Annotated in this window: 25 protein-coding genes; 12 read left to right on the forward strand and 13 right to left on the reverse strand. The window is 66.9% G+C overall.

Features of this window, described 5'->3' with window-relative positions; all coding sequences use genetic code 11:
* The 12 genes from VJ897_RS06800 to VJ897_RS06855 form a co-directional block, all read left to right on the forward strand.
* Window positions 1-228, forward strand: a 228-nt coding sequence (locus VJ897_RS06800; protein ID WP_324054460.1) for a cobaltochelatase subunit CobN, incomplete at its 5' end; no start/stop codon positions are given.
* A 91-nt stretch (window positions 229-319) separates the two neighbouring features.
* The gene (bchL, locus tag VJ897_RS06805; protein WP_324054462.1) at window positions 320-1,228 is read left to right on the forward strand and encodes a ferredoxin:protochlorophyllide reductase (ATP-dependent) iron-sulfur ATP-binding protein; all 909 of its coding nucleotides are present in this window, start codon (window positions 320-322) and stop codon (window positions 1,226-1,228) included.
* 23 nt (window positions 1,229-1,251) lie between these two features.
* Entirely contained in the window at window positions 1,252-1,974 is a 723-nt protein-coding gene (bchM, locus tag VJ897_RS06810; protein ID WP_324054464.1) for a magnesium protoporphyrin IX methyltransferase, read from the forward strand.
* On the forward strand, window positions 1,971-3,416 hold the full coding sequence (locus VJ897_RS06815) for a PucC family protein (protein ID WP_414706693.1): 1,446 nt from the start codon (window positions 1,971-1,973) through the stop codon (window positions 3,414-3,416). The genes bchM and VJ897_RS06815 overlap by 4 nt, the downstream gene beginning before the upstream one ends.
* 25 nt (window positions 3,417-3,441) lie before the next feature.
* Window positions 3,442-4,215: a photosynthetic reaction center subunit H gene (gene puhA / locus VJ897_RS06820; protein WP_324054467.1), complete on the forward strand. Its 774-nt coding sequence runs from the start codon at window positions 3,442-3,444 to the stop codon at window positions 4,213-4,215.
* A gap of 16 nt (window positions 4,216-4,231) precedes the next feature.
* Window positions 4,232-4,876 carry a photosynthetic complex putative assembly protein PuhB gene (gene puhB, locus VJ897_RS06825; protein WP_324054468.1) on the forward strand — a complete coding sequence of 215 codons (645 nt, stop codon included), beginning with the start codon at window positions 4,232-4,234 and terminating at the stop codon, window positions 4,874-4,876.
* 13 nt (window positions 4,877-4,889) lie between these two features.
* Window positions 4,890-5,354, forward strand: a complete 465-nt coding sequence (gene puhC, locus VJ897_RS06830) for a photosynthetic complex assembly protein PuhC (RefSeq protein WP_324054472.1) — start codon at window positions 4,890-4,892, stop codon at window positions 5,352-5,354.
* 73 nt (window positions 5,355-5,427) lie between these two features.
* A complete protein-coding gene (locus VJ897_RS06835) occupies window positions 5,428-5,724 on the forward strand; it encodes an O2-dependent cyclase accessory protein (protein ID WP_084860642.1) in 297 nt (98 codons plus the stop codon).
* A complete protein-coding gene (acsF, locus tag VJ897_RS06840) occupies window positions 5,721-6,869 on the forward strand; it encodes a magnesium-protoporphyrin IX monomethyl ester (oxidative) cyclase (protein WP_324054473.1) in 1,149 nt (382 codons plus the stop codon). The genes VJ897_RS06835 and acsF overlap by 4 nt, the downstream gene beginning before the upstream one ends.
* A gap of 52 nt (window positions 6,870-6,921) precedes the next feature.
* Window positions 6,922-7,734, forward strand: a complete 813-nt coding sequence (gene puhE, locus VJ897_RS06845; RefSeq protein ID WP_324054515.1) for a putative photosynthetic complex assembly protein PuhE — start codon at window positions 6,922-6,924, stop codon at window positions 7,732-7,734.
* Entirely contained in the window at window positions 7,724-8,938 is a 1,215-nt protein-coding gene (gene hemA, locus VJ897_RS06850; RefSeq protein ID WP_324054474.1) for a 5-aminolevulinate synthase, read from the forward strand. The genes puhE and hemA overlap by 11 nt, the downstream gene beginning before the upstream one ends.
* A gap of 83 nt (window positions 8,939-9,021) precedes the next feature.
* Window positions 9,022-9,471, forward strand: coding sequence for a c-type cytochrome (locus VJ897_RS06855; RefSeq protein ID WP_414706694.1), 450 nt, complete (start codon window positions 9,022-9,024; stop codon window positions 9,469-9,471).
* 86 nt (window positions 9,472-9,557) lie between these two features.
* Here the strand turns inward: VJ897_RS06855 and dxs are convergent, their stop codons facing one another.
* The 13 genes from dxs to VJ897_RS06920 form a co-directional block, all read right to left on the reverse strand.
* Window positions 9,558-11,486, reverse strand: coding sequence for a 1-deoxy-D-xylulose-5-phosphate synthase (gene dxs / locus VJ897_RS06860; protein WP_324054476.1), 1,929 nt, complete (start codon window positions 11,484-11,486; stop codon window positions 9,558-9,560).
* A gap of 102 nt (window positions 11,487-11,588) precedes the next feature.
* Window positions 11,589-12,713 (reverse strand): photosynthetic reaction center cytochrome PufC, encoded by a 1,125-nt coding sequence (gene pufC, locus VJ897_RS06865; RefSeq protein ID WP_324054478.1) that lies wholly within the window; start codon window positions 12,711-12,713, stop codon window positions 11,589-11,591.
* Window positions 12,714-12,716: 3 nt separating this feature from the next.
* On the reverse strand, window positions 12,717-13,706 hold the full coding sequence (gene pufM / locus VJ897_RS06870) for a photosynthetic reaction center subunit M (RefSeq protein ID WP_324054480.1): 990 nt from the start codon (window positions 13,704-13,706) through the stop codon (window positions 12,717-12,719).
* A gap of 3 nt (window positions 13,707-13,709) precedes the next feature.
* A complete protein-coding gene (pufL, locus tag VJ897_RS06875; RefSeq protein ID WP_324054482.1) occupies window positions 13,710-14,549 on the reverse strand; it encodes a photosynthetic reaction center subunit L in 840 nt (279 codons plus the stop codon).
* 114 nt (window positions 14,550-14,663) lie between these two features.
* Complete coding sequence (gene pufA / locus VJ897_RS06880; RefSeq protein ID WP_084860649.1) at window positions 14,664-14,825, reverse strand: light-harvesting antenna LH1, alpha subunit; 162 nt, start codon at window positions 14,823-14,825, stop codon at window positions 14,664-14,666.
* Between the two features lie 14 nt (window positions 14,826-14,839).
* Window positions 14,840-14,989: a light-harvesting antenna LH1, beta subunit gene (pufB, locus tag VJ897_RS06885; protein ID WP_007814244.1), complete on the reverse strand. Its 150-nt coding sequence runs from the start codon at window positions 14,987-14,989 to the stop codon at window positions 14,840-14,842.
* A gap of 141 nt (window positions 14,990-15,130) precedes the next feature.
* Window positions 15,131-15,355 (reverse strand): cytochrome PufQ, encoded by a 225-nt coding sequence (gene pufQ / locus VJ897_RS06890; RefSeq protein WP_324054486.1) that lies wholly within the window; start codon window positions 15,353-15,355, stop codon window positions 15,131-15,133.
* 3 nt (window positions 15,356-15,358) lie between these two features.
* Window positions 15,359-16,834, reverse strand: a complete 1,476-nt coding sequence (bchZ, locus tag VJ897_RS06895; RefSeq protein ID WP_324054488.1) for a chlorophyllide a reductase subunit Z — start codon at window positions 16,832-16,834, stop codon at window positions 15,359-15,361.
* Window positions 16,834-18,405, reverse strand: coding sequence for a chlorophyllide a reductase subunit Y (bchY, locus tag VJ897_RS06900; protein ID WP_324054490.1), 1,572 nt, complete (start codon window positions 18,403-18,405; stop codon window positions 16,834-16,836). The genes bchZ and bchY overlap by 1 nt, the downstream gene beginning before the upstream one ends.
* A gap of 8 nt (window positions 18,406-18,413) precedes the next feature.
* The gene (locus VJ897_RS06905) at window positions 18,414-19,418 is read right to left on the reverse strand and encodes a chlorophyllide a reductase iron protein subunit X (protein WP_324054492.1); all 1,005 of its coding nucleotides are present in this window, start codon (window positions 19,416-19,418) and stop codon (window positions 18,414-18,416) included.
* A complete protein-coding gene (bchC, locus tag VJ897_RS06910) occupies window positions 19,415-20,356 on the reverse strand; it encodes a chlorophyll synthesis pathway protein BchC (RefSeq protein ID WP_324054494.1) in 942 nt (313 codons plus the stop codon). The genes VJ897_RS06905 and bchC overlap by 4 nt, the downstream gene beginning before the upstream one ends.
* Window positions 20,357-20,497: 141 nt before the next feature.
* Window positions 20,498-21,595 carry a methyltransferase gene (locus tag VJ897_RS06915; RefSeq protein WP_324054496.1) on the reverse strand — a complete coding sequence of 366 codons (1,098 nt, stop codon included), beginning with the start codon at window positions 21,593-21,595 and terminating at the stop codon, window positions 20,498-20,500.
* 47 nt (window positions 21,596-21,642) lie between these two features.
* Entirely contained in the window at window positions 21,643-22,518 is an 876-nt protein-coding gene (locus tag VJ897_RS06920; RefSeq protein WP_324054498.1) for a polyprenyl synthetase family protein, read from the reverse strand.
* Window positions 22,519-22,563 lie beyond the last annotated feature (45 nt).

Below are 22,563 nucleotides of genomic sequence, written 5' to 3' on the forward strand. Positions count from 1 at the left end.
AAAGTCGAGCCATGGGTCTACCAGCGGCTCAGCGAAACATTCGTGCTGGACCCGGAGATGCGCGAGCGGCTGGCCCGGCAGAACCCTCAGGCCGCGATGCGGATGGCCGGCCGGCTGCTCGAAGCCTCGGATCGCGATTACTGGACGCCCGACCCGGAGACGCTCGCGGCGCTTCAGGACGCCGCGGACGCGATCGAGGACAGGATGGAAGGGATCGCGGCAGAATGACCAACGTATGCACCAGGCCGGACCTGCGGAACGGGGCGCTGCCCCGGATCGCGGGACATGTCCGGCCAGAAAAAGCAGGAAGGGGGCACAGATGAGCCCACGCGACGAAATACCGGAGCTTCGGGACCAGGCAAGGGGCCGGGACGGCGAGGGCTCGGTGCAGGTGCACCAGGACCCGGCGACGCGGATCGAGGGGGCCAAGGTGTTCTCGGTCTACGGCAAGGGCGGGATCGGCAAGTCGACGACCTCCTCGAACCTGTCGGCGGCGTTCTCCAAGCTGGGCAAGCGCGTGCTGCAGATCGGTTGCGATCCCAAGCACGACAGCACCTTCACCCTGACCGGCCAGTTGCAGCCCACGGTGATCGATATTCTCAAGGAGGTCGATTTCCATTCCGAGGAACTGCGCCCCGAGGATTTCGTCTCCGAGGGTTGGGGCGGTGTGCAATGCGTCGAGGCCGGCGGCCCACCCGCCGGCACCGGCTGCGGCGGCTACGTTGTGGGCCAGACGGTCAAGCTGCTCAAGCAGCACCACATGCTCGACGACACGGACGTGGTGATCTTTGACGTGTTGGGAGACGTGGTCTGCGGCGGCTTCGCCGCGCCTTTGCAGCATGCCGACCGGGCCCTGATCGTCACCGCCAACGACTTCGACAGCATTTACGCGATGAACCGGATCATCGCCGCGGTGCAGGCCAAGTCGAAAAACTACAAGGTGCGGCTGGCGGGCTGTGTCGCCAATCGGTCAAAGGACACCGACGAGGTCGATCGCTACTGCTCCGAGGTGGGTTTCGACCGCATCGCGCACATGCCCGACTTCGACGCGATCCGCCGTTCGCGACTCAAGAAAAAGACACTGTTCGAAATGCCCGACGAGGACGACATCCAGATGGCGCGATCCGAATATATCCGGCTGGCAGAGCGGCTCTGGAAGGGCACCGATCCGCTGGCGCCGGCGCCGATGGAAGATCGGGATATCTTCGAATTGCTGGGGTTCGACTGATGCCTGACGGCGGGTCCGCAAATATGCCCGTCCCGGGCCTGACCGGGGATCTGTCCGCGCGCAACGGGGGCTGGACACGCACGCGCGACCGGGTCGAGACCTATTTCGACCGCACCGCCACCCGCACTTGGGAAAGGCTGACCAGCGATGCGCCGGTCTCGCGCATCCGCGAGACCGTGCGGCGCGGACGGGACACCATGCGCGCGCAGTTGCTGGGCCGTCTGCCGAGCGACCTGCGTGGTGCCAGGGTGCTGGATGCCGGCTGCGGCACCGGGCAGATGGCCGCCGAACTGGCCGCCCGGGGCGCCGACGTGGTGGCCGTGGACATTTCGCCCGCGCTGGTGGGCATCGCCGAGGCCCGCCTGCCCGCGGGTCTGCCGGGCCGGGTCCGCTTCCTGTCGGGCGACATGCTGGCCGCTGACCTCGGCAGCTTCGATCACGTGATGGCGATGGACAGCCTGATCTACTACGACCGCCACGACATCGCCCGCGCGCTTGGCACGCTGGGCCGCCGCACCCGGGGCGGGATCGTCTTCACCGTGGCCCCGCGCACGCCGCTGCTGATGGCCATGTGGCGGGCCGGACAGGTCTTTCCGCGTGCCGACCGCTCGCCCACCATGATCCCGCACGCCCCCGCCGCGCTGGGCAAGGCGCTGCACAGGGCCGAGGCTCCGGGCCGCCTGGCACGGCTCGACCGGGTCACCTCGGGCTTCTACATCTCGCAGGCGCTGGAGCTGACACAATGAGGCCGCGCCGTCCCTCCCCCCTGATGGCGCTGACCACGCGCTGGCTGCCCTTCGCGGATGCCGCCAGCGAAGGTCTGCCAATGGCCCAGCTTCTGCGGCTGTCGCTGTTCCAGGTCTCGGTGGGGATGGCGACGGTGATGCTGCTGGGTACGCTCAACCGTGTGATGATCGTGGAGCTTTCTGTTCCGGCGGTGATCGTCGCGGTGATGATCGCGCTGCCGGTGCTGATCGCGCCCTTCCGGGCGCTGCTGGGCTTTCGCTCGGACACGCACCGCAGCGCCATCGGCTGGAAACGCATCCCGTATCTCTGGTTCGGCTCGCTGTGGCAGATGGGCGGACTGGCTGTGATGCCCTTTGCCCTGCTGGTGCTTTCGGGCCAGCAGGTGGTCGGCCCCACCTGGGCGGGCGAGGTGCTGGCCGCGCTGGCTTTCCTGATGACCGGCCTGGGACTGCACATGACCCAGACCGCCGGCCTGGCCCTGGCCACGGACCGGGCGGACGACGAAACGCGGCCCCGTGTCGTGGCCTTGCTCTACGTGATGTTCCTGCTGGGCATGGGCGCCTCGGCGCTGATCATAGGCTGGCTGCTGCGCGATTTTGCGCCCTTCACGCTGATCCGCGTGGTCCAGGGCGCCGCCGTGGTCGGGATCGTGCTGAACCTGATCGCCCTTTGGAAGCAGGAGAAGGTCATCCCCATGAGCCGGGCCGAGCGCGCCGCGCCGCGTCCCCGTTTCCGCGCCGCGTGGGCCGACCTGGTTGCCGGCGGACAGGCCGGGCGCCTGCTGGCGGTGGTCTTCCTGGGCACCATGGCGTTCAACATGCAGGACGTGCTGCTGGAACCCTACGGCGGCGAGATCCTGGGGCTGTCGGTCTCGGCCACGACCACCCTGACGGCGGTCTGGGCGGCGGGTGCGCTACTGGGCTTTGCCCTGGCCGGGCGGATGCTGTCGCGAGGCCGTTGCACCTTCCGCATCGCCGCACTGGGGCTGCTGGCCGGTGTCGCGGCTTTCTCCATCGTGATCTTCGCCGCGCCCATGGGGTCGGCTGTCATGTTCTTTGCCGGGGCCGGTCTGATCGGTTTCGGCGGCGGGCTCTTTGCCGTGGCCACCCTGACGGCGGCCATGATCATGCCCGCCACCGGCACCGCCGGGCACGGCCTCGCACTGGGTGCCTGGGGCGCAGCCCAGGCGACCGCTGCCGGGCTGTCCATCGCCCTGGGCGGCGGCCTGCGCGACTGGATCGGCGGGCTGGCCGAATCGGGCCGACTGGGAGAGGCGCTCCAGAGTCCCGCCACGGGCTATTCCTTCGTCTATCACCTCGAGATCGGCTTGCTGTTCCTGACGCTCGCCGCGCTCGGCCCGCTGGTGCGGCACGCGCCCCGTCGCCCGCAAACCCCCAAACAGGAGACGGCCCGCCTCGGCCTGGCCGACTTCCCCACATGAGACCCGCCCTCGAAAGGACACGGACATGACGGAAACATTCTTCGGACAAGTGGACCTGGCCAGCCTGTCGCTCTGGCTGTTCTGGATCTTCTTCGCCGCGCTGATCTTCTACATCCAGCGCGAGAACATGCGCGAGGGCTACCCGCTGGAGGACGACGCGGGCAATCCCTCGTCCAACGAAGGTCTGTTCCCGCTGCCGCGCGACAAGACCTTCAGCCTGCCCCACGGCCGTGGCGAAGTCACCGTGCCCTCGGGGCAGACGCCCGAGCGAAGCGACCTGGCACTGGAGAAGACCTCGGCGACCAACGGCTTTCCGCTGGAGCCGACGGGCGACCCCATGGTCGACGGTGTCGGCCCGGCCTCCTGGGCGCCGCGGCGCGACATCCCCGAGCTTGACGGCCACGGCCATCCCAAGATCGTGCCCATGGCCGCCACCGACCATTTCAACGTGGCCGCCGGGCGCGATCCACGCGGGCTGCCGGTCGTCGCCGGTGACGGCGAGGTCGTCGGCGCCATCAGCGACATGTGGATCGACGAACCCGAGCAGCTGGTGCGCTACATCGAGGTGGACCTTGACGCCGACCACGGTGGCGGCAAGCGCCTGATCCCGCTGACCATGGCCCGGATCAAGTCGAGCGAGGTCAAGGTACGTTCGATCTTCGGCAAACATTTCGCCGGGGTGCCGCAGAACGCCTCGCCCAATCAGGTGACCATGCTCGAGGAAGAGAAGATCTGCGGCTACTACGCCGGCGGCACGCTCTATGCCTCGCAGGCTCGCCAAGAGCCCCAACTGGGCTGAAAAAGGAGAGCCTGACATGACTTCCCAGCACGACGATTTCGCCGCGGAGCCCGTAGAGGGCCTGCCGGAAACCCCGCCCGAGGGCGAACACATCCTGTGGCAGGGTCGCCCCGACTGGTGGGCGCTGACACGGGACTCGCTCAACCTGGGCTGGGTCGCGGCCTATTTCGTTGCGCTCGCGCTCTGGCGGTTCGGGATGCTGGTGGACCAGGTCAGCCTTGCCAGCGCCTTCGCGGCCTCTTTCCCCTTCGTGATCCTGGGCGGGATCGCGGCGGCGCTGTTGCTGCTGATCGGTATCGTGCAGGCGCGCAGCACGGTCTACACGATCACCAACCGCAGGGTGGCCATGCGCATTGGCGCCGCCCTGACGGTGACGTTGAACCTGCCTTTCACGCAGATCGGCCGCGCCGACCTGACCACGCGCCGGAACGGAACCGGCACGATCGCGCTGGAGTTACTGGGCGACACCAAGCTGAGCTATCTTGTCTGCTGGCCGCATGTGCGGCCCTGGCACATCCGCCACCCCCAGCCCGCCCTGCGCTGCATCCCCGCTGCCGAGACGGTGGCCGGGCTTCTGGCCGAGGCCGCCGAGGCGCGCGTGAACACCCCGCAACTGGCCCGGACCGAAACACCCCGGCCCGCCCCAGTGGCCGCCGAATAGCGAGGTGCAAGAGATGACCCAGACCGAGACGCATTCCCCCGCCATCCACAACAAGGACCTGATCCCCCGCACAATGGTCCGGGCCATGTTCGCCTTGGTCATGGCGGTGCTGGTGCTGGTCACCCTTGCGCGGCTCACCGACCGACCGCTGATCGCCACGCCGCCGCAGGGCGACGTGGTCAAATCGCGCGACCTGGTCATGTCCGGCGACATGTCCGGGGCTGTCACGGTGCGCGGCCCTGATGGCGCGCTGATCGCCGACCTTGGCCCCGACAAGGGCGGCTTCGTGTCGGGGGTGATGCGGGTCATCGAACGCGAACGCACGAAACACCGGGTCGCCCTAGAGGGCCCGGTCACGCTCAAGCGGCACGAAAACGGCCGCCTTACCATCCACGACCCGTCAACGGGCTGGAGCGCCGACCTGATGGGGTTCGGCGCGGACAATGCCGGGGCCTTCGCATGGCTTCTGGCGCAATGAGGCATGTCACCCGGCGGGCGGGACCCCGCCCGGGACAACGGACATGCGCCAACAGGGAAGAAGGAGGCCAGTAATGGGATGGCTTACCAGGGAAATTGAACGTGCGCCCTGCACGGTCGAGATCAGTCACAAGTTCGAATCGCTTCACGCGCACCTGCGGTTCAACAACGGCGCCACCGTCTATCCGGGTGACGAGGTGAAGGTCCACGGCCCCGAGATCATGGCGCCCTTCGGCGAGATCGTCACGGAGGACCGCGAGGCGACCATCGTGCGCGCCAGCGGGCTGGAACGGCTCTGGACCCGCCTGACCGGCGATTTCGAGGTCATGGAACTGTGCGAATTCTCCTTCTCCGAAGAGGTGACGCTATGAACGTGCAGACATCCCAGGCGCGCGCGTCGGGCGCGACCCACAGCGCCGATGCGAAAACCGCCGAAGAAGGCATCGCCATCCAGCAGGAACAGGCGAAATTCGACAGCAAGGCCGCGACCGAGGCGGCGATGTCGAACACGCTGCTGACCCCGCGCTTTTACACCACCGATTTCGACGAGCTGGACGCGATCGACGTCAGCCCCGTGCGCGAGGACTGGGACAAGCTGATCGCGCAGATGGTCGCCGACCCCAACAAGGGCCACTTCAAGAAGAACGAGGATTGGGACCACGTCGACTGGGAGGGGATGGACCCCGCCCTGCGCAAGGAGTTCATCGACTTCCTCATCTCGTCGTGCACCGCCGAGTTCTCGGGCTGCGTTCTTTACAAGGAAATGAAGCGGCGCGGCACCAACCCCGACGTCACGCAGCTGTTCCAGCTCATGGCGCGCGACGAGGCGCGGCACGCGGGCTTCATCAACGATGCGCTGCGCGAGGCGGGCGTGGCGGTGAACCTGGGGTTCCTGACGCAGAAGAAGAAATACACCTACTTCCGGCCCAAGTTCATCTACTACGCCACCTACCTGTCGGAAAAGATCGGCTATGCCCGCTACATCACCATCTTCCGGCACCTCGAAGAACACCCCGAGCACCGCTTTCACCCGCTGTTCAAGTGGTTCCGCGAATGGTGCAACGACGAGTTCAGCCACGGCGAGGCCTTCGCGCTGCTGATGCGGACGGACCCGAAGCTCACCAGCGGGCGCAACGTGCTGTGGATCAAGTTCTTCCTGACGGCGGTCTTTGCCACGATGTATATCCGCGACCATCAGCGCCCGGCCTTTCACAAGGCGCTGGGTGTCGATCCCGACTGGTATGCACAGGAGGTTTTCACCAAGACCTCCGAGATCTCGCGGCAGGTCTTCCCGATCACGCTGGATATCGACAACCCGCGCTGGCAGGCCGGGCTGGAGCGGTTGCAACGGGCCAATGTGGATCTGGACGCCGCGCGCAAGCGGGGCGGGCTGATGGGCAGCCTGCAGCGGCTGACCGCGCAGGCCCGGGCCGCCACGGCCTTTGCCCGGCTGTATTTCATCCCGGCCAAGCGGCACACGGTGCCGGACAGCCCACGGTTGGAGCCCGCCTACTGATGGGCACCTGGCCGGCATATCCTGGCCCGAAGGCCACCGGGGGTGCGCCATGATGGCAAACCTCTGGGTCGCTGCAGGCATCGCGCTGTTCCTGTGGTGGTTCTCGACCGGGATCATCCTTCTGGTGGTGCGCCGCGCCGACCGGTCCGGTGCGGCGGCCCGCCGCGCGCTGACCTGGGGGACCTTGCCGGTGCCGGCCCTGGGCGCCTGGGGCGTCTGGGCCACGCTGGACCAGACCGGGCCCGCCGCGGCCTACGGCGCCTTCGTCTCGGCCCTGGCGATCTGGGGCTGGATCGAACTGGCCTTCCTTACCGGGGCGATCACCGGGCCGAACCTGCGGCCCTGCCCGGAACGTCTGCCCGAATGGGAACGGTTCCTGCGGGCCTGGGGCACAATCGCCCATCACGAGATGTTGCTCACGGCGGCGCTCGCAGGACTGTGGATCGCGGGCTACGGTGCCGCCAATATCGTCGCGCCCTGGATCTTTACCACGCTCTACTTCGCGCGGGTCTCGGCCAAGCTGAACCTCTATTTCGGCGTGCCCCGGATCAATACCGAGTTCATCCCCGAGGCCCTCGCCCACATGACAAGCCATTTCCGGATATCACGGCTGAACTGGGTCTTCCCGATATCGATCACCGCCCTGACCTGGGCGAGCGCCTGCTGGATCGAACGCCTTCTGGAGGCGCCCACCCCGGGCGCGGCGGTTGGCTTTGCCCTGCTGACCGCACTGACGCTTCTGGCTGCACTGGAGCACTGGCTGATGGTGCTGCCGCTGCCCGACGCGAAACTCTGGCGCTGGATGCTGCCCGCGCCCAAGACACCAACCAAGACGATAAGACCGGAGGGACCCCATGGATTTTGACGCGATGTTCACCGCGCAGCTCGACCGTTTGAGAGACGAAGGCAATTACCGCGTCTTCGCCGAGCTGGAACGCCAGTGCGGCGCCTTTCCCCGTGCGCGCAGCCATGATGACGACGCGCCCGACGAGGTCACGGTCTGGTGTTCCAACGACTATCTCGGCATGGGCCAGCATCCGGTGGTGCGCCAGGCGATGAAGGATACCGTGGATCAATGCGGCACGGGCGCGGGCGGAACGCGCAACATCTCCGGCACCAATCGCCATCACGTCGCCCTGGAGGCCGAACTTGCCGACCTGCACGGCAAGGAGGCAGCCCTGCTCTTCACCTCTGGCTACGTATCGAACTGGGCCGCGCTCTCGACCCTCGGGTCGCGCCTGCCCGACGCGGTGATCCTGTCGGATGCGGGCAACCACGCCTCCATGATCGAAGGCATCCGCCATTCTCGTGCGCAGAAGGTCATCTGGAAGCACAACGACCCGGAAGACCTGGACGCCAAGCTGTCCGCCCTGCCCGCCAACGCGCCCAAGATCGTCGCCTTCGAGAGCGTCTATTCCATGGATGGTGACATCTGCCCCATGGAAGAGATCATCGAGGTGGCCGAGAAACACGGGGCCATGACATATCTCGACGAGGTGCACGCGGTGGGGCTTTACGGCGCCCGCGGCGGCGGCATCTCGGAGGCGCGCGGCCTGGCCCATCGCATCACCCTGATCGAGGGAACGCTGGGCAAGGCCTTCGGCTGCATGGGCGGCTATGTCACCGGATCGGCGGCCATGTGCGATTTCATCCGATCGTTTGCCAGCGGTTTCATATTCACCACCGCCCTGCCGCCCGCCATCGCGGCGGCCGCGCAGGCATCGATCGCGCATCTGAAAACCTCGCAGGTCGAGCGTGACCAGCAACGCCGGCAAGTGACCCGGCTGCGCGAGATGCTCGACACTCAGGGCATCCCGCATCTGCACAACGACAGCCACATCATACCGGTCATGATCAAGGACCCGGTCAAGTGCCGGATGCTGGCCGATATCCTGATGCGCGATTTCGGCATTTACGTGCAGCCGATAAATTACCCGACCGTGCCCAAGGGCACCGAGCGGCTGCGTTTTACCCCCGGGCCGCTGCACAGCGACGCCGACCTGGTGCACTTGGTCGAGGCGTTGACGACACTGTGGAAGCAATGCGCGCTGGCCCACGCCGTGGCCTGAGCCACCATTGACATCGACCCGCGCGGCCTAACTTCTGCCGGGCGGGTGCGACAACGCACCGCATGTCACCGAGGGAGGACGAAATGAAGACGACGAGACTCGCGATGCTCGCCGCGGCAACCATGGGCACAGCGGCCCTGGCCGAGGGCCACGCCACCGGCGACCCCGAGGCGGGGGAACAAGCGTTCCGCCAATGCGCAGCTTGCCACATGATCGTCGATGACGAAGGCGAGACCATCGCCCGGGGTGGCCGCGTCGGCCCGAACCTTTACGGGGTCGTCGACCGGACCCGGGGCACCGTCGCGGAGTTCCGCTACTCCGACCTGATGATCGCCGCGGGCGAAGTCGAGGAGGGCGCCACCTGGGACCAGGAAAGTTTCGTCGCCTACGTTCAGGACCCGACCGGCTGGCTGACCGCGTTCACCGGCGAGACCGGGCGTGGCAAAATGACGTTCCGGCTGCGCCAGGAAGAGGACGCCGTGAACATCTGGGCCTACCTCGCCTCGGTCGGGCCCGGCGACGACCCGATGTAGACCCGGGACCGTCGGGTCCCGACCAGGAGGCCGCGCGGGCGACTGCGCGGCCTTTCCTGTGGCGGGACCTTTGCAGGGCGACCGCTTCAGCGGGCCGATGAAAGCGATACGACCGTGCCGGTTCCCGCCAGCGCATCGCGCGCGGTCGCCGCGATATCTTCGGCGGTCATGCCGGCATCGGCATACATCTCGGCCGGGCTGGCCTGGTCGATGAACCGGTCAGGCAGACAGATGTTGCGGATCGCGAGCCCCCGGTCGAAACAGCCCCGGCGGGCCAGTTCGTGCATGACGACCGAGCCGAAACCGCCCTCGGCCCCCTGCTCGACCGTGACCAGAACCCGGTGATCGCGCGCCAGTTGCTCGACAAGATCGCCGTCCAGCGGCTTGGCGAAGCGGGCGTCGGCCACGGTTGCGCCGATACCGGCCTCTGCCAGCGCATCGGCGGCACCCAGGCACGCGCCCAGGTGCGCCCCGAAGGACAGGATCGCCACGTCGGCCCCCTCTTGCAGCACGCGGCCCCTGCCAATCTCCAGCACTTCTCCCGTCTCGGGCAGTGCCACGCCCGTCCCCGCCCCGCGCGGGTAGCGAAAGGCGATCGGGCCGCTGTCATGGGCGGCAGCGGTGGCCACCATATGAACCAGCTCGGCCTCGTCCGCGGCGGCCATGACCGTGAAACCCGGCAGGCTGGACAGGTAGCCGACATCGAAGGCCCCGGCATGGGTGGCCCCGTCGGCCCCGACCAGCCCGGCCCGGTCGATGGCAAACCGCACCGGCAGCCCTTGCAGGGCCACGTCATGCACAACCTGGTCATAGGCGCGTTGCAGGAAAGTGGAATAGATCGCGCAGAAGGGTTTCAGACCGCTGGCCGCCATGCCGGCGGCGAAGGTCACACCGTGCTGCTCGGCGATACCGACATCGAAGACCCGCGCCGGGAAACGCTCGGCCATCCTGGAAACCCCGGTGCCTCCGGGCATGGCGGCGGTGACGGCGACGATCGCCGGGTCGCGCGCGGCCGCGTCGGCCAGAGCCTGGCCGAAGACGCCGGTATAGCTGGGCGGACCGCCCCCGGATTTCGCCTGCGTGCCAGTGTCCACGTCGAACCTGGACACGCCGTGGTACTTGTCGGCGCTGGTCTCGGCGGGGGCGTAGCCCTTGCCCTTGACCGTACAGCAATGGATCAGCACCGGCCCGGTGGCCCGCGCCCGCGCCGCCCGCAGCACCGGCAGCAGCTGATCCATGTCATGCCCGTCGATCGGGCCGACATAGTCGAACCCCAGTTCCTCGAACAGGGTGCCACTGCCGGTCAGGCCGGTGACCATCTGGCGCGCGCGCCTGGCCCCCGCGCGCATGGGTGCCGGCATGGCGGATTCCATTCCTTCGGCCATGGACCGCACACGCGCCAGCGGGTCGCTGGCATACATCCGGCTGAGGTAAGAGGACATCGCCCCCACCGGCGGCGCAATCGACATCTCGTTGTCATTGAGGATCACGAAAAGGCGCCGCCCCTCGTGCCCGGCGTTGTTCATCGCCTCGTAAGCCATGCCGGCGCTGATCGCCCCGTCACCGATCACGGCGATGGCGTCACCCGTCGGCTGGCCCATGTCGCGCGCCACGGCAAAGCCCAGCGCCGCGCTGATCGAGGTGCTGGAATGCGCCGCGCCGAAGGGATCGTGCGCGGACTCGCTGCGCTTGGTGAACCCCGACAGACCGTCCTTCTGGCGCAGGCTGCGGATGCGGTCGCGCCGCCCGGTCAGTATCTTGTGCGGATAGCACTGGTGGCCCACGTCCCAGACCAGCTTGTCCATGGGCGTGTTGAACACCGCGTGGATCGCCACGCTCAGTTCCACCACGCCCAGCGACGATCCCAAGTGGCCCCCGGTCTCGGACACCGCCGAGATCACCTCGGAACGCAACTCTCCGGCGAGAGCGGCCAGCTTTGCATCGGGCAGCTGGCGCAGGTCCGATGGCCCGGCCACCCTGTCGAGGAGCGGCGTTTCAGGTCTGTTCTCGTGCATGGTTTCCCCCTTCGCGGCGGTTGTGACACCGTGCGGCCGGGGCCCGTGGGACGGGCGGCGCGATGCCCGCGCGGTGGGCGGCAGCCCGCCGCCCCCCGCGCTCTATTCGGCGGCCTCGTAGACCGGGGTGCCGGAGGTGGCCAGTTCGGGCCAATCACCGATCACGTTGGTGCCTTGCAGGGGTTGCTGATACCCCTTGTGGCAGGTCATGCAGCCGGCCTTGGGCGCATCCTGATGAACCGGACCCAGCCGTTCGGGCGGATATTCGTCCCGCAGCGGCACCAGGTAATCGTTATTCATCTCCAGGACCATCTGGATACCCAGGCTCTCGGTGGCCCATTGCGGGGTGACTTGTGCCCCGTCGTAAAAGGCGCGGCTGTTGTGGCAGAACACGCAGTTCACCCCCAGAGAGTTGCTGACATAGTTCATCAGCGAATAGGTCCGCTCCGCGTTCTGGATCGCCGGAACGCCCGGGTCGGCGGGACTGCCCTCGACCCGCGAGGCGAGGTCGTGAACCCCGATGATATCGCCCTCGAGCAGGTATTTCTCCAGCGCATCGGTGGGCAGCGAGGTCGCTTGCGACTGCGCCGTCACCCGGTTCTGGTTGGCCGACCAGCCTTCGGCGGATTCATTGACATCGCCCATCTTGAACCAGATGTCGCTGGGCACGTTCTCACCGCGGTGGCAGGTCATGCAGGTGACGCCGACCTCCTTGTTGGCATTGACATGGCCGGCCCAGTTCTCGTTGAGGTTCTGGGTCATCTGGATCATCCGCCGCGCGACGACCTTGGTATAGAGGGTGTCTTCGGCATAGGTTTCCAGCCCGCCATCGCCGTGGCAGTAGGCGCAGCCCTGCTCGGGGGCGACCCAGCGGGTGATCCCGGCCATCAACCGGTTGAAATTGGCGTCGGTCAGATCCCCCAGCACCTGGACGTTCTCGTAGACCTCGCCGGCCAGCGCCTCGCCCGGTTCCGGCGGGAACGGCGGATCCTCGAAGATGAGCGCGATGTCAGGGTCCGGCTCGGCCAGGTCGGCGCGGAACTCAGGCACGGACATGCCGGTGCCGCGCGGGCCGGTCTGCATGCTGTTGGTGGGCACCGGGTTGCCGAAGGCCACCAGCATTGAGGCGGTGAAGACCGCGGCGCCGATCACCCCGATCAGGATCGCGGGCCCGTAGATGTTGACGGGGTTTTCCCGGTTCCAGTCGCTAAACCACTTGGGAAACATGGATCAATCCTCCTGCCCGATGAAGCTTTCGTAGGATCCGTAGGCCTCGTAGCCGTAAGATCCGTCATACATCGGCGCGAAGTTGTGCTCCTGCGCCCAGATGAACCAGTTGTCCACGACCGTGCCGGTCAGCAGGATGCCGATGCCGCCGGTGATCGGGGTCAGCACCGCGAACCACCAGGCCCAACGGTGAATGCCCTCCATCGTGGCGTTGAACCCCATGGTCCAGCGCCAGAACAGCGCGGCCCGCTCGCTGGCCGTGCCGCGATCGACGATCTGTTCCAGTTCGCGGTCGCCGCCGAAACGGGTCACGGCCAGGATCGTCGCGCCGTGCATGGCAAAGAGCAGCACGGAACCGTAAAGGAACACGATGCTCAGGCAATGGAACGGATTGTAGTACAGGTTGCCGTAGCGGATCGAGAAGGCCGTGGTCCAGTCGAGGTGCGGGAAGATGCCGTAGGGCACGGCCTCGGACCAGGACCCCATCAGCACGGGGCGGAACAGCCCCAGCACCAGGAACAGCCAGATCGCCGAGCCGAACGCCCAGAAGACATGCTTGCCCATCTTGTGACTGACGGCCAGCTGATAGGACCGCGCCCACCAGGCCAGCACCGAGACCAGCAGGAAGAAGGAACTGATGATGTACCAGCCCCCGTCGTTGAGCGGCGGGATCGACAGGCCATGTTCGGGACTTGGCGGTTCCAGCGCCAGCCAGAAGCCCTGGCGCAGGAACTCGGGGATCGACCAACCCACCTGTGCCAGCATGTTGAAGCCGACGATGGTGAACCACAAAAAGCCGGTCGCCAGACTGATCAGCCCCAGCATCCCGAGGTTGATCGGCCCCACCTGGGCATTGCCGAACAGGCCCAGCAGTTTCGAGAAGAAGGGCGTGCCGGCGCGCTCGGCCATCAGGCGGCCGCCGGTGTCGTCCAGACCCATCTCGGGGGCGCCCTGGACCTGAACTTGCGTGAATATGTTCTGATACTCGGCCATGATTTACATCCCCACCTGAGAGGGCCAGATCGGCGCCTCGAGCCACCAGTTCCACCATTCGGGCCAGCCCTTGGTCCAGACCGGGCCGCTTATGATGATGCAGATCGCGGACCAGAACCCGGCATTCAGCGCCAGCAGAAGCCCGACGCGGTGAATGCCCAGGGTGCCCACGGAATAGCCGATGAAATCGCGAAAGAAGGTGTCCTCGTGATCCGGCGTCTTCATCTCTTCGCCCTTCTCGGGGTTGGCCGCCGAGAGGATCAGCCCGCCGTGCAGCGCCAGCGCCAACGTGGTGGTGAAAAAGAAGGTCACCGCCAGCATGTGCGCAGGGTTGTAGTGGAAATGCAGGTAGGCGTAGCCAGTGTTCGACACCCAGTCGAGATGGCTGAAAATGCCATATGGAAAGCCGTGGCCCCAGGCGCCCATCAGCAGCGGGCGGAAGACGACCAGCGTGGCATAGGCGAAGATCGCGAAGCTGAAGGCGACGGGCACGTGATAGCCCATGCCCAGCTTGCGGCAGATCTCGACCTCTCGCAGCGCCCAACTGATGAAGGCGCCCAGCGCACAGATCGTGATGATCTGCCAGAGTCCGCCGTCCATAAGTGGCGCCATGCCCAGACCATAGCTCAGGTCGGGTGGCGCGATGTTGATGAGCCACGGGTTGAAGGTGCCCTGCTGCGAGGCCCCCCAGAAGATCAGGATGGTTCCAAGCAGGGCGAAAAAGGCCGTCGTGACCCCGAAGAAGCCGACATAGAAGGGTCCGACCCAGAAGTCGAACAGATCGCCGCCGATCAGCGTCCCCCCGCGGACCCGGTATTTTCTCTCGAAACTGAGCAAGGCCATTTTCGTCGTCTCCGCGTTTTATGGTCTGCCGGCAATTGCCGCGACGGACCGAAGAAATCTTGATGGTGGCCGCGGGCGGGCATACCCGCCCGCGACATCAGTCGTGCCAGGCGATCACCGCCCGTACTTCTCGGCCGCGATTTCAAACCAGTTGAAACCGTCGGTGCTCAGAAGCACGAGGTGGATCATCGCCGCGAGCAGGAACAGGAAGACGCCCTGCGCCACGAAAACGCGGCGGGGGTCAAAGATGAGCCAGATCTTGTAGAACTTTGCCATTTATCAACCCTTCCTCAGAACCAGGGGAACCAGATGAAGGTCGCGATATGCGCGACCACTGCAATCAGTGCGAACAGCCAAAGGCCGCTCATATACACCGAATGCAGTTCCTGGGCCTGCTCGTCAGTGAGACCTGTGAAGGACAGGTCGGATTTATCAGCCATGAACTTTCCTCCGGAATGTTATGCTGACGCCGCGTACCCCGCGGCCGGGTGCCTTCGGGGCCTTCACGGTCCCTCAGGTTTCTGTCCGCCCCCCTCGAGGGACAGGCAGGTCGCGTCCCGGATCACCGGTCCCCGAAGGGATCAGGCCGAGAATATGAAAGGCGTCATGCGATCCGCTTCGGCCCAGGCGCGCGCCAGCGGGCCGCGCAGGTTCAGGCTGTGGTAGCGGGCGACATCACGCGCCCAGCGCATGGTGCCGAAAGGCAGCGCACAGACGAAAATCAGCGTGAAATAGACATGGAACTCGGCGCTCCGGGGGCGGCCACAGCGGGCGCGCGGCGGAACATGCGAAGAGATGTCGGTCATGGGTCAGTCCTCCTTGAGAGACGTGGCGCCCGTATCGGGCGAAAGCGATTCAACGGTTTCCAGCACCACTCGGTCCTGGCCCTGGCGCAGGGCCCTGTCCTCGGCGGCGTCGCGCAGGGACTTGGCCGCGGAAATGCGCGTCAGCACGGGATGGCCCGCGACGATGCGATCAAGCTCGCGGCTGGCGTCGGCATCCCAGGGGAAATCCCGGCGCAGGGGGGTCGGCGTGGCCGCTCCGGAATCCATCTCGGACCCCAGCGGCAGGATGTGAAACAGCGCATCGAAGAGGCCGTTGCAGACCTCCTGCAACAGGTAGGTTGCCCCTGCGTAACCCATCATCGGTGTGCCCGTGGCGCGCCGGATCGCGGCACCGGGAAACGAGGCCGGGATGAAGGCCGGTTTCGGCCCGTGCCCGCCGCCGGTCTCGGCCAGGTAGATTTTTTCGTTGATCGACCCCATCAGGATCAGCGGGCGTTTCTGCGCGATCAGGGCGCGGACCTCGTCATTGTTGGTCTTGGTGCCCGCGCAGCGCGCCACGGCAAAGGCACAGGGCAGGCCCAGGTCGCCTTCGAGGAAATGGCGGATGCCGCGGGCATAGGTCTCGCTCGCGACGATCCCGAAATTCGCAGTGGCAAAGAAATCCTGCGTGACCGAGCGCCACAGGTCCCAGACGGGTTTCAGCGTCGCGTGCTTCTCGGTCTCGATGAATGGTTCCGGATCAAGCCCCAGCAACTCGCCCAGCTTGCGCAGGAAAAGGGTCGTCGACTCGACACCGATGGGCGCCTGCAGGTAGGGCTTGTCCAGAACCTCGGCCAGACCCCGGCCAAACTCACGATACATGCAAATGTTCACGTCGGCGTTCACCAGGTCGCGCATCTCGGCCAGGTGTGCGCCCAGGGGCATCACCATGTTGACCTCGGCGCCGATGCCTTCGACCAGGCGGCGGATCTCGGCCAGATCACTGGGCATGTTGAAGGTGCCATACATCGGGCCAAGGATATTGACGCGGGGCGCCATGCCCTCCTCGCGCTTGCGTTCCTTGGGCATCCGTCCCTTGGTCATGCCGAACTCGGTGAAAAGCCAGGTCATGGCGCGGTCTGCGGCCTGCCACTGGTCCTCGTCGATGGTGCGCGGCAGGAAGCGTTGCAGGTTGGTGCCCTGCGGGGTGACGCCGCCGCCGATCATCTCGGCGATGGAGCCCGTTACGACCACCGCCGGCAGCGCAGGGTCCAGCGTGCCCCAGGCGCGTTTCATCGCGCCCTCGGTGCCCTCGCGGCCCAACTCCTCCTCGCCCAGGCCGGTGACGACGATGGGCAGTTCGTGCGGCGGCAGCGCGTCGGTGTAGTGCAGAACGGATGTGACCGGCAGGTTCTCGCAGCCCACGGGGCCGTCAATGACCACCTGAAGGCCCTTGACGGCGCAGAAGGCATAGACCGCCCCCCAGTAGCCGCCCGCGCGATCGTGGTCCTGGATCAGCATCAGATCATCTCCTGCGCCTTGGCGGCGCGCTTTTGCTTTTCAAGCTTCTTGAGGTTCAGCGCCCGATAGTCCTCTCGCACGTTCGGTGCGCCTTCCCAGACACCGGCGGTGTCGCCCGTGCCCACGCCCTCGAAGAAGTCGCGCATGTGGTCCATGCGGGCCTTGCCGGCGATGGCGGCATTTACGACCTCGGCCAGGCTGCCCGCCCCCGCCGGCCCCATCAGCGGCCGCGCCGAGATCAGGTTGGTGAAGTAGAGCCCGGGGATCCCCAGCTCCTTGGCCTTCTGCACGACCGGCGTCGTGCCGATGGCAAGGTCGGGCGCAAGGCCCTCCATGGCGGCACAGTCATCTTCCAGCGAGGCGCGGAATTTAACGGTCACGCCGCGGGCGCGCAGCCAATCGGCATCGGCCTCCGACCAGGGCGACTTCGCACAGGCCGTGCCGACATAGGGCACAACCGCGCCGCTTTCGATCAGCAGCCGCGCGACCAGAAGTTCGCTGCCCTCGTATCCCGACAGCGTGATGGTGCCCTCGACGGGCGCCGCGGCCAGGGCCGCCTTGATGCCGGGCAGGACGGCGTCCTGCGCCTCGGCGATCTTCGCAGGGTCCACGCCCATGGCAGTGCCGATCTCCTGAAGCCAGGCCCTGGTGCCGTCATGGCCCACGGGGGCGCTGCCCACGACGGGGCGGCCCGCGGCCTGAAATTCGCGCACGGCAGCGGTATAGAAGGGATGGATCGCGGCCACGGCGCCACAGTCCAGCGCGGCGTAAAGCTCGCGCCATTCGCGGCAGGGCACGACCGGACCGGCGGCCAGGCCCATGGGCGCCAGCATTTGGCCGATCACCACCGGGTCGGCGGGGAACATTTCGCCCAGCAGGGTCACGGTGGGCCGGTCCGACACGCCGCTTTCGGGCGCGGCGACGGGGCCGGCCTCGACCTCTTGTCGTGCGTAATTGAGCATCGCCCCGGCCAGCACGTCCTTGGCCTCGGCGTGGGTCGGGATGCCGAAGCCCGGAACGTCGATGCCCACGATGCGCACGCCGTTGATCTCGTCAGGCAGCAGCCGCAGCGGCACACCGCTGGCCGTGGGCACGCAGAGGTTGGTGACGACAATGGCATCCACCCGGTCGGGGTCGGCCAGGTCGTGCACGCTGTCGCGGATGTCCTCGAACAGCTTGCCGGTGACCAACGTTTCCGAATTGAAGGGCACGTAGCCCACCGAGCGGCGCGCGCCGTAGAAATGCGACACGAAACTCAAACCGTAGACACAGCAAGCCGACCCGGACAGGACGGTCGCGACCCGCTTCATCCGCAGGCCCACACGCAAGGACCCGAAGGCGGGGCACATGGATTGCGGCTTGTCATGCGGGCCTTGGGGATAATCCTCGGCGTAGCGGTCGAGGATCTCCGACTGCCCGGCCATGCGTGCGGCCTTGTCCATCTCGGCGCCCGAGTGGCAGCCCATCTCGGGGTCGCTCACACCTTCCGGCGCGGGGGTGCCCGCTTCGGTGCGCTTGCCCTTGATCACGTCGGCCTCGTGGGCGGTGTCATATGTGACTTCGTCAGTCATGAGATCCTTCAGGCGTCGTCGTAAACGACTTCGAGCGAGGGTTTCACTTCGGCGAACTTGCCGCGCATGTCTTCATCTGTGGCCGGCTCCAGCGTCACGCCGGCGCCGGTGTCCGATCCGTCGAAAAGATCCAGCAGGCCATCCTGGTCCAAGGGCGCGGGGCGCACAGGCGGCGCGTCCGAGACCTGCTCGGCCAGCCCGGCGAACAGGCTGCCCCACTGGCTCTCGTCGGTGCCGACGATCTGGTAATTGGCGGATTTTTTGCGCAGGTCATCGTCCTGCGGGATCGAGGCCAGAATGGGGATATTCACGGCCTCGGCAAAGGCCTGCGCCTCGCCAGAATGATCGTCCTTGTTGACCACGAGGCCCGCGACCCCGACATTGCCGCCCAGCTTTCGGAAGTATTCCACCGCCGAGCAGACATTGTTGGCCACGTAAAGCGACTGCAAATCGTTCGATGCGACCAGGATCACCTTCTGCGCCATGTCCCGCGCGATGGGCAGGCCGAAGCCGCCGCAGACCACGTCGCCAAGGAAATCCAGCAGGACGTAGTCGAAGTCCCAGTCGTGGAACCCCAGTTTCTCCAGAAGTTCGAACCCGTGGATGATGCCGCGCCCGCCGCAGCCGCGGCCCACTTCGGGCCCGCCCAGCTCCATCGCGAAGACCCCGCCGCGCTTGAAGCACACGTCGCCGATCTCGACCTGTTCGCCGGCCAGGTTCTTCTTGGTCGATGTCTCGATGATTGTCGGGCAGGCCTTGCCGCCGAACAGCAGCGAGGTGGTGTCCGATTTCGGGTCGCAGCCGATCAGCAGCACGCGCTTGCCCTGTTCGGCCATCATGTGGCTGAGGTTGGCCAGGGTGAACGATTTGCCGATGCCGCCCTTGCCGTAGATCGCGATGATCTGGGTTTTCTGGGTCGGCTCGCCGTCGTTGATGACATCGGCCAGGTCTTCATGCGCTTCGTCGCGCAGGCGCTGGTCGAAATCCTTGAGATTGGGCACGTCGTCCTTCACGCTGTGTCCTTCCAGTTGAGCATCATTTTCAGACAAGCGGGGTCCTCGAAGGCGGTGCGGTAGGCCGTGTCGGCCCGAGCCGCGTCCGCCCGGTGCGAGATCAGCCCGCCCAGGGAAAGCGCGCCGCTGTCGACCAGCGCCGCGGTGGCTTGCATGTCGGCAGGGGTCCATTCGGCGGCGACGCGCAGGCGTGCCTCTTTCATGAAGGCAGGCGGAAAGGCGAAGGACAGCGCCTGCGGGTAGAAGCCCGCCAGCACCACTTCGCCGCCGCGCGCGATGCGCCCGATCAGGTCATTGAGGATCTCCGCGTTGCCCGAGGCATCGTAGATCGCGCGATAGTCACGGCGCGGGTCGTCCTCAGGGGCCATCACCTGATAGCCCACGGCGCCGTCACAACGGGCCGGCATTGTCTCCCAGACCGTCGGCGCGGGCGCCCCGGCGGCGATGGTCAGCCGCGCCAGAAGACGACCCAGCACGCCGTGGCCGACGATCAGGTCGGGCACGGTCTTGTCCAGCCCCGCCATGGCATGGCGCGCGGTCGCCGCCAGCGCCAGAAGTGCGCCCTCGGCACCCAGGCCCGCATCGATACGGGTGATCCGGGCAGCGGGCGTGACCAGCCGCCCGGCGGCCCCGCCGAACAAGCCATAAGCATCGGCGAAGCAATCCGCACCGGGCACGAAGACGGTATCGCCCGGCTTGAAGCCGGTGTCCGGGGCAGCCTCGACCACCTCGCCGGCTGCCTCGTATCCGGGAACCAGCGGATACCCCATGCCGGGAAAGGGGGGCATTTCGCCGGACCAGAACAGTTTCTCGGTGCCGGTGGAGATGCCCGAATGGGCGATATCGACAACCACATCACCGGCCCCCGGCGCCTTGAGCGCGAGGGTGTCCAAATGAAGATCGCGTGGACCGTTCAGATAGACAGCACGGGTTTGCATGATTGCCTCCTGTCTGTCGCGGCGCCGGCTGCCGATGGATTCGGCGGAATTTGGCACAAGCGCCTGAATGTAAGTCTAGCCAAACAACCCATTGTGTCAATCTTTGTTTACATTCTGGGGCAGCAATCCATGCAGCGCCTGTCACCGCGCCTTGACGCCCGTCACAACGCGCGTGACGTAGGGCCGACGCGCCCGGTGGACGCGCACCGGCCCGAAACCGGCGGCGCGGCACAATGCGACGACGCGCGCTGGCGACCGGGCACGCCCCGTCCCCATGGCCATGGTGTAAAAGGCGAAATAGAGGTCACCGGCCCGGTCCGGCCGGTCTTCCCCCGCCATGGGTTCCGACACGATCAGCCGCCCGCCCGGCGGCAGCGCAGCGTGCACACGGGCCAGCAGGTCGGCCACCGTGGCGTCATCGTGATCGTAAAGCACCCGGATGAGTGAAATCGCATCCGCCCCGCGCGGCAGCGGCCCTGCGCGGAAGGAACCGCCATGCAGAGCGACCCGCCCGGCGCACACCTCGCGCCCCAGTCGTGATTCGGCTTGCGGGATGACCCCGGGCAGATCCAGCAGCGCGCCCTGCAACCCGCGATACCGGCCCAGCGCAGCGCCCAGGAACACGCCCGAGCCCCCACCGATATCCATCAGGCGCGTCACCCCGCGCAGCGAAACGCTGCGCAGGGTATCCTCGGCCACAAGCACCTGCGAGCGCGCCATCAGGTCGGAATAACGCGCGGCCTCGGCAGCGGGCACTTCGCCGGCATCACCCAGCACGTAGGGCCAGAATTTCGACAGGCGCGTCTCGCCGGTTTCGCGCAGGACAGCGACCGGATCGGCCATGTCACGGTAAAAAGCCACGTCGTGGCGGATCATGTCCGTCAGGCCCGGAACGCCAAGGATCGCCGCACCCCGGCGGGCCAGCCCGTAGCGCCCGTCGCGTTGGCGCCGAAGCAGGCCCAGCGCCGCGCCGGCCTGCAGAAGCGCCGTCATGCGATCCGGGGCGATGTCGCGGGGACGGGCAAGCGCCTCGGGCGCCTCCGGCCCCGGCAAGAGCGCGTCAAGCAGATCCAGCTCGACCAGCGCGAGCAAGACCTGCGAGGCGACAAAGCCTTGAAGAATTTCGAAGATCTCGGATCCATCGCGACGCGCGAGGGCCGCCCCGACGGGCAGTCGGCCCCAAAAGGCCTGCGCCTCGGGCCGGGCCACCAGGCGGGCAAACCAGCCCCGGCGGGGCATCTGCGTGCCCCCCGGCCACGGCAACCGGCCCAGCGCGCGCACCGGCCTCAGGCCGAATACCGCGTGGGCAGAACCGGCATGATGGCCTCCGACTGTTGGCGCACCATCTCGGCCAGAGCGGCCTCGCCCGGGCAAGACGGGATCGAGGCGATCGCCCCCGCCAGGGTATCCGACAACCGGTCCCGCGCCCCGGAGATACCCAGTTGCGCGACGGCATTCGGCCGCCCGTGCAGGTCATCCTGTCCGGCGGGTTTGCCAAGGGTCCCCTCGTCGAGAACCGCGTCGCGCAAGTCGTCGGCCACCTGAAAAGCCTCGCCGATCAGGGCGCCCAGGTCTTGCCAGGCATCGGGGTCATGGCCGGCGGCGATCGCACCCATCTCGGTGGCCGCGATGAACAGAGCTGCGGTCTTGGACATGTGATAGGCGTGCAGGTCGACCTGCGGTTCACTTTCCCAGCCCTGTCCCGCGCAGATGCCGCCCGGCATCCCGCTGCGCCGGGCCAAGGCCAGCACCAGCTGAGCCGCCCGCGCATCAACCCCCTGCGCAGCGCCGGTTCGGGCCAACACCTCGAAGGCCAGCATGATCAGGCTGTCGCCGGTCAGCACCGCCAGCGGTTCGGAATGGGCGCGATGGACCGAGGGCTTGCCCCGCCGCATGTCGGCATCATCGAAGCAGGGCAGGTCGTCGTGAACGAGGCTGGCGCAGTGAATCAGCTCCACCGCGGCGGCGGCGGCATCGGTCAGCGCGGGCGTATCATCCCCACAGGCGCGGGCCACTGAAACGAGGATCGTCGGGCGGATGCGCGCGCCCCCGGGCTTGATGGCATAGTCCAGCGCCGCGGACAGGCGCGGCGGCGCCGTCCCGCCCCGCGCGCAGCCAAGCGCCCTGTCCAGCGCGGCTTCGATCCGGTGGGATTGTGGCATCGCGCCCTCCTGCATCTGCCGTATGACCGCTCAGCGCGACATATA

The organism is Salibaculum sp. (assembly GCF_035270045.1).
Taxonomy (GTDB): Bacteria; Pseudomonadota; Alphaproteobacteria; order Rhodobacterales; family Rhodobacteraceae; genus Salibaculum.